Source organism: Nodosilinea sp. LEGE 07298 (assembly GCF_015207265.1).
Classification (GTDB): Bacteria; Cyanobacteriota; Cyanobacteriia; order Phormidesmidales; family Phormidesmidaceae; genus Nodosilinea.
In genome coordinates, this window is the sequence record NZ_JADEXE010000521.1 from 1 (window position 1) to 2,382 (window position 2,382).

A 2,382-nucleotide genomic window follows, 5' to 3' on the forward strand; every position below is an offset into this window, starting at 1 on the left:
GCCCTCAGCAACTCAGCCCCCTAGTACCACCGCCGCCGCCCCAGATACAACCCCATCATCCTCAGCGATCGCCCTGCCCAATACCCTCATTCATGAGTGGCAGCCCCTCAGCAACGTACTGCTGGCCTTTGGCACCATGACCGTAACCCCTGACCAGGTGCAGTGGAGCAGTGGTCAGAGCAGCCCTTATACCCTGGTTGGCACTGAGGGGGGCTACCTGCTCAGGCTTGAGTCTAGCCCCAGCTTTTACGACACCCAAAACCAGTACATCAAGCTCATCCCCAAAGCCGACACCAGCGGCGCTGCGACCTCTATAGAAATTGCGTTTTACCCGAGCGAAACGCAGCTCCAAAGCGACGAATACATTATGTATGGCTCCTACGTAGCTGAATAAACGGCTCCGCAAAAAACAAGGGTAGACGCACCGTTCATGCATCTACCCTTTTGAGCGACTTTTACATCTGTCGTCTATGTACCAAGCGCATTGACCATCGCTATAAGTAGGCGAGCGCAATTAAGTATAAGTCGATGTAGGTTGGGGTTGAGGCACGAAACCCAACGCCCGCATGGGTTACGCTGTCGCTAACCCATCCTACATTTGAATTGGCCCAACCACTTAGTGTCGATGCTCTATTCTGGTTGGCGACCCCGATTCTCTAGAATTTCCTGTACCTGTTCACTAGGAGTGTACTGATAGCCAAACGTCGACTCATCTGAATCATCCAGGATTTGGGGTGTGAGCAGCACAATCAGTTCTCGGCGCTGGTTATCGGTTACCGTACTGCGGAACAATGCGCCCAAAATGGGAATATCGCCCAAGATAGGAATCTTGTTAACGCTAGAGCGCTCTGACTCCTGAATAATACCGGACAGCAGCAGGGTCTGACCATCGCGAACCCGCACCTGGCCGGAGCTAATTTGGCGTTCTGATAGTAAGAAAAATGTGCCAGCGTCGCTAGAAAAACTATCGGTAGGAGCCGAAATACTGGGGGCCACTGATAGTGAAACAAAGCCGTTGTCGTCAATGCGATCAACATCAATTTGTAGAATTAGGCCTGCCGGCTCAACTTCAATCTCTAGCGTAGTTAAGTTACCTGTCTCGGTCACTTCGATGGTTTGAGTCAGTTCGGTTACTACATCTTGAGTTAGCTGAACAGTAGCCGTCTGGCCCTCCTGCACAATCAAGGTGGGGTCAGTAATAATCTTGCCGTTGCCGTTTTGCACCGTTCCCAGCAGTTGAGCCAAGAAATTGCCAGAGGTGGCATTAGCACCAGGGCCACCTAATGTGCGTGGCAGGATAGGTGTACCCGTGGGGGTCGCCTGGTTATCAGTATTGGGCGTACCGCCATCCCCAATATTCAGAATGCCAAGCCCTCCGGAGCTGAGCACCCCAAACAGCCCGTTTTGGAATGAGAAACTAGTGCCAATGGCATTGATGGCGTTGAGGTCGATGTCAATGACTCTGACATTAACCGCCACCTGCCGTCGGCGTAGGTCAATACGGGTGAGTTGCTCGGTAGCGATGGCAATCAGGTCAGCTCGACCCACCAGAGTTACCGAATTGGTGCGCTCGTCGGCCACCACCTGCAATCCGCGCAGAATTCCCTGGCTATCTTCGTAGTCAACCCGGTTGACCTCAATTTGCTCCACGGTTGAGGTCTGAGTTTCGGTAATCGGAGGTACCCCTTCTTCAACCGTTACGGCATTAACGTTTGTGACCAATCGCTCCCGGCTGATGGCACTTTCCGCCCCCAGGGCAACCAGGAAGTTTGTCGCCACGGCGGCGTCAACCTGGTTGAGGCGCAGCGTTCTAGCCGAGACATTTTGGGCTGAAACCGGTAGGGTAGGGCCAACATAAATGCTGCGGCCCACCCGATTGGCCTGTAGCCCCGTCACTCGCAGCACGTGGTTAAACACGTCTTGCACCGACTCATTCTCAATATCTAGGCTAACCGGCGGGCCATCGGCACTAGCTCCTGCCGCCTGTCCCCCTTCGGTTCCACTAGCGGGGGTAAAGACCAGGTTGAGGCCAGCTGCCCGTGCTAATAGCGACAGCACTTCGCGGGCGGGGGCATCGCGCAGTAGTAGTTTTGGAATGCGCTCGTTGCTGCCCAAATTAATGCTGCTAAAGGCTGGTACCCCTTCAGCTATGGAGATGTCGCCGATGGGGGGCGCAACGGCACGAGGCAGGAAGGGAGGAGCCTGCTGTACCTGAGGGCGGGGCACTGGGGTGCCGTCGATGGTGACTTCGGGGTTGGGTACCAGTACGTCAGGGTTGATCGGGGCCGGAACCTCTGGCGCTGGTCCTGGGGCTACTTCTGGGGTTGGAGTGGCCTGGGCCACTGCTGGGGGGGTAGCTGGGGCCGGTACCGTCTCAAGTTC

The 2,382-nt window shown here is 55.3% G+C and carries 2 protein-coding genes; one reads left to right on the plus strand and one right to left on the minus strand.

What is annotated here, in order from left to right; translation table 11 throughout:
* A partial coding sequence (locus IQ273_RS32595) for a hypothetical protein (protein ID WP_194027223.1) occupies positions 1–394 on the plus strand: 394 nt, incomplete at its 5' end.
* A gap of 236 nt (positions 395–630) precedes the next feature.
* Here the strand turns inward: IQ273_RS32595 and IQ273_RS32600 are convergent.
* Positions 631–2,382 (minus strand): secretin N-terminal domain-containing protein (locus IQ273_RS32600; RefSeq protein ID WP_194027224.1); only part of this gene is annotated, 1,752 nt, incomplete at its 5' end.